The following is a 3,956-nucleotide window of genomic DNA, read 5'->3' on the forward strand; positions in this document are numbered from 1 at the left end:
CTCTTGAAGGACCATCCCTGGTTTGAGGTTTCCTTCCTCGCTGCCTCAGAGAGATCGGCGGGGAAAAGGTATGAAGAGGCGGTGGAAGGTAGATGGCATTTCGAGAAGGACATCCCGGAGGGGGTAAGGGGTTTGTTGGTTCACTCGATAGAGGAGATGGGGGAGGCGAGGAAAACTTGTGATTTCGTATTCTCCGCCCTCGATACCGCGGTGGCAAAGGAATGGGAGGAAAGGTATGCTGAGGCGGGGGTGCCGGTGGTCTCCAATTCCTCGGCACATAGATGGGATGAGGATGTCCCTATGATCATTCCCGAAATCAACCCCGATCACCTGAAGATAATACCGATCCAGAGAAAAAAGAGAGGATGGGATAGAGGGTTTATCGCGGTGAAGCCGAACTGTTCCCTACAGTCGTACCTCATTCCTCTTTTCCCCCTTCATAAGGAGTTCACCCTAAAGGCGGTGATCGTTACCACGATGCAGGCGATATCCGGTGCGGGTTATCCCGGGGTCGCCTCCTTCGACATCATCGATAACATCGTCCCTTACATAAAGGGAGAGGAGGAGAAAAGCGAAAGAGAGCCAAGGAAGATATTGGGTAGGATAGAGGGGGACCTCATCGTAGAGGAGAAGGGGATCGCAATATCAGCCCACTGCAATCGAGTGCCGGTGATAGATGGACATTTGGCTTGCGTCTCTGTGGCTTTCGAGAGTAAACCGACGAGGGAGGAGATCCTTGAGTTATGGCGGGAATTCAGGGGGGCGCCCCAGGAACTTAGTCTCCCCTTTGCCCCGGAGCAACCGATCATCTACCGGGAGGAGGTAGCGAGGCCACAACCGAGATTGGATCGGGATAAGGGGAAGGGGATGGCGGTTACCGTGGGAAGGCTGAGGGAGTGTAATGTCCTCAATTATCGGTTCGTAGCCCTCTCCCACAATACGATAAGGGGGGCGGCAGGAGGAGGGATACTTATTGCCGAACTTTTAAAGGAGAGAGGGTTCTTTAACAATCTATAAGGTGAAAAAATGCCGAAGACCATAGAGGAGATCAATCAAAAGATAAGGAAGGGTAAGGTCGTCGTTGCTACAGCGGAGGAGATAATAAGTATAGTGGAGGAGAAAGGGTTCAAGAAGGCAGCAGAGGAGGTGGATGTGGTAACCACTGCCACCTTCGGTCCAATGTGTTCCAGCGGGGCGGTGATCAACATAGGCCATACAACTCCGAGGATGAAGATAACCAAGGCATGGCTCAATAAGGTAGAGGCTTATGCTGGCCTTGCTGCGGTCGATCTCTACATCGGGGCGGCTCAAATCCCGGATGACGATCCCGCTAATGAGGATTACCCCGGGGAGTTCAATCACGGGGGCGCCTATGTGATCTGGGATCTCATAAGAGGAAGAGATGTCGAGCTCGAAGCTATCTCCTACGGTACAGTGGACTACCCGAGGAAGAAACTCAAGGCAACGATAAACATAGCCGACCTCAACGAGTGCGTTCTGGTGAATTTCAGGAATTGTTATCAGAACTACAATGTCGCGGTGAACGCATCGGAAAAGACGATCTACACCTACCTCGGGGTGCTAAAGCCCAATCTGGGAAACGCAATGTATTGTAGTGCCGGACAATTGAGCCCCCTTCTGAACGATCCCTACTTCAAGACGATAGGGATAGGGACAAGGATATTCCTCGGTGGTGCTCAGGGTTTCGTCTTCTGGAACGGAACTCAGCATCATCCCGGAGGGATCTCGCGGGACGATCAAGGAAGGCTCAAAGGAGGTGGGGGGACCCTCGCTTTAGTAGGGGATATGAAGGAGATGTCCCCGAGGTACATAAGGCCGGTGAGCCTCATCGGCTATGGGGTCTCTTTGGCAGTGGGGGTAGGGATTCCCATCCCGATCCTCAATGAGGAGGTCCTCCGCTACACCGCGGTGAGGGACGAGGAGATATATGCGCCGATCGTCGATTACAGCGAGGATTATCCGAACGGCAAGCCGAACAGGTTTGGCTATGTCAGCTATGGGGAACTTAAATCCGGGAGGATAAAGATCGAAGGGAAGGAGGTTCCCACGGGTTCTATGTCAAGTTATCCAATGGCGCTTGAGATAGCTAATCTACTCAAGAAATGGATAAGGGAAGGGAAATTCGTCCTGAGTGAGATGGTCCAACCCCTTCCTCAGGCGGGAAGTGGCTATGAATTTAGGTTGTTCAGAGGGAGGATCAAAGATGAGTGATGAGGGTGGAACTAACCTTAAGGTGGAAAGAGATGACGAGCTGTGTACTATGTGTGGTGCCTGTATCCCCCATTGTCCCTCCTCTGCCCTTTATATAAGGGATAGGAGGACGATGGAAGTTGGCTTTGATAGGGAAAGGTGTACCGGTTGCGGCATCTGTGTTAGGATATGTCCTTACCGGGCGATGTTTATTAGATAAAATAGGTTGGTTCCTTAGTGACCTTTTTCTTTAGGTTCCTGTCCCTATGGGTTATTATCTGCGGGAGCTCTCCAACCATACCGATGGAATCGTCCTTTATGGCGACCGCTCCCAGGACCCCTGGTTTTGAGATTATATAATTGAGGCTCTTCTCAAGGTCCTGCTTATCTTTGATCAGATTCGCCAGTTTGGTCGCCCCGCAGTCGGCGATAGCAGAGTCTCTTGAGAAGACGATTGCGAGATCGCATCTGCCGAAGCTCAATGAATGGCCCATAAGGCTCGACGAGGAACAGATGGAGATGGGCGTATCCTCTTTCTTTAAGACGAAGGCGAGGTTATCGAACCTCGTGTTTGAAAAGAGGCCGATGATAATCTCATCTTCGGTGATAGCGTAGATATCACCCCCGTTCTCGACGATCGCTGATTTAGCGCCAGCCTCCGCCATCTTCCTCGCGGAGAACTCGGCGATTATACCCGCTACTGCCGCCATAGGTCCTACCTTAAATATCTTGGAAGCGTGACACATCCTCTTTATTATTTCTGGAGCCTTCCTTTTTGGCGAGAGGGGTTTTAGCGATTCCTTGAATTTGGGGTTTTCCTCGATATAGCGTTCGATCTCCCTTCTCCTCCTAATTATTTCATTAATTGCCTGGTTAAAATAGCCTTCGTCATTGGCTAATATCTTGGCTCTGGTCTCCCCGATCTTTTTTTCGATAAATTTTAATTTCATTTTCATAAAGTCTCTTTGATTTTTAAGCTGCAGCCCGTGAGAAGTCTACCATAGCTATTTATTGAGGGCAACTGCTCATTTTTGTCATTTTGGCAAGCACCCCGAGTTAAGGTATGCTTTCTGATGGAGGGCACTGAAATCCGCTTTTCTTCTTGTAAAAAATGGAAAATAGCCCTTGACAAAAAGTGAGAGTGTATTAAAAATAAATAAATGGCAGGAGGAGAGGTGAGCTATTATAATTATAGGTGATAATTTGACGCGGTTTCCCTCCTGCTATGAAATAGTGCTCAAATTTGTCTTGACTTAATGGAATTTATTTGGTATAAGAAAATTTTGCACTGCTGGCGTAGCTCAGTGGTAGAGCAGCTGATTTGTAATCAGCGGGTCGGGGGTTCAAATCCTCTCGCCAGCTCCAAGTTGGTTTTTTGACAAGGTGGGGAGGTTCCCGAGCGGCCAAAGGGGGCAGACTGTAAATCTGCTGGCTTATGCCTTCGGAGGTTCGAATCCTCCCCTCCCCACCATAATCCGGAGCGGGAGTAGCTCAGTGGCTAGAGCATCAGCCTTCCAAGCTGAGAGTCGCGGGTTCGAATCCCGTTTCCCGCTCCAGCACTTATCGGGTGAATGAATGGTGAGCCCACGTGGCTCAGTGGTAGAGCGCTTCCTTGGTAAGGAAGAGGTCACCGGTTCAACTCCGGTCGTGGGCTCCATTTTCTTGTTTAATTTATAAGGAGGGTTTAATGGCGAAGGAGAGATTTGAGCGGACGAAGCCGCATGTGAACATAGGGACGATAGGTC

4 protein-coding genes and 4 tRNA genes are annotated in these 3,956 nt (G+C 50.1%); 7 read left to right on the forward strand and 1 reads right to left on the reverse strand.

The features are described from left to right. The 3 genes from asd to J7L64_04225 form a co-directional block, all read left to right on the forward strand. Positions 1-1,017: aspartate-semialdehyde dehydrogenase (gene asd, locus J7L64_04215; GenBank protein MCD6451549.1), on the forward strand; the 1,017-nt coding region annotated here is incomplete at its 5' end. Between the two features lie 9 nt (positions 1,018-1,026). Next, positions 1,027-2,232: a homocysteine biosynthesis protein gene (locus J7L64_04220; GenBank protein MCD6451550.1), complete on the forward strand. Its 1,206-nt coding sequence runs from the start codon at positions 1,027-1,029 to the stop codon at positions 2,230-2,232. Beyond that, positions 2,225-2,431: a 4Fe-4S binding protein gene (locus J7L64_04225; GenBank protein ID MCD6451551.1), complete on the forward strand. Its 207-nt coding sequence runs from the start codon at positions 2,225-2,227 to the stop codon at positions 2,429-2,431. The genes J7L64_04220 and J7L64_04225 overlap by 8 nt, the downstream gene beginning before the upstream one ends. Here the strand turns inward: J7L64_04225 and J7L64_04230 are convergent. After that, positions 2,424-3,161 (reverse strand): UPF0280 family protein, encoded by a 738-nt coding sequence (locus J7L64_04230; GenBank protein MCD6451552.1) that lies wholly within the window; start codon positions 3,159-3,161, stop codon positions 2,424-2,426. The two genes, J7L64_04225 and J7L64_04230, sit on opposite strands and share 8 nt — an antisense overlap. 340 nt (positions 3,162-3,501) lie before the next feature. Here J7L64_04230 and J7L64_04235 point away from each other — a divergent pair. From J7L64_04235 to J7L64_04250, 4 genes are all read left to right on the forward strand, one after another. Then, a tRNA-Thr gene (locus J7L64_04235) sits at positions 3,502-3,576 on the forward strand. Positions 3,577-3,596: 20 nt separating this feature from the next. Further along, positions 3,597-3,682: transfer RNA gene (locus J7L64_04240), tRNA-Tyr, on the forward strand. A 9-nt stretch (positions 3,683-3,691) separates the two neighbouring features. Then, positions 3,692-3,767: transfer RNA gene (locus J7L64_04245), tRNA-Gly, on the forward strand. 26 nt (positions 3,768-3,793) lie between these two features. Then, positions 3,794-3,868: transfer RNA gene (locus J7L64_04250), tRNA-Thr, on the forward strand. Positions 3,869-3,956 lie beyond the last annotated feature (88 nt).

The organism is Acidobacteriota bacterium (genome assembly GCA_021161905.1).
In the GTDB taxonomy this organism is placed as follows: domain Bacteria; phylum Acidobacteriota; class B3-B38; order Guanabaribacteriales; family JAGGZT01; genus JAGGZT01.

Excerpts from the sequence above, each read along its gene's own strand:
- J7L64_04225 (MCD6451551.1), top strand. The coding sequence starts at position 2,225 with ATGAGTGATGAGGGTGGAACTAACCTTAAGGTGGAAAGAGATGACGAG.
- J7L64_04230 (MCD6451552.1), bottom strand. The coding sequence starts at position 3,161 with ATGAAATTAAAATTTATCGAAAAAAAGATCGGGGAGACCAGAGCCAAG.
- J7L64_04220 (MCD6451550.1), top strand. The coding sequence starts at position 1,027 with ATGCCGAAGACCATAGAGGAGATCAATCAAAAGATAAGGAAGGGTAAG.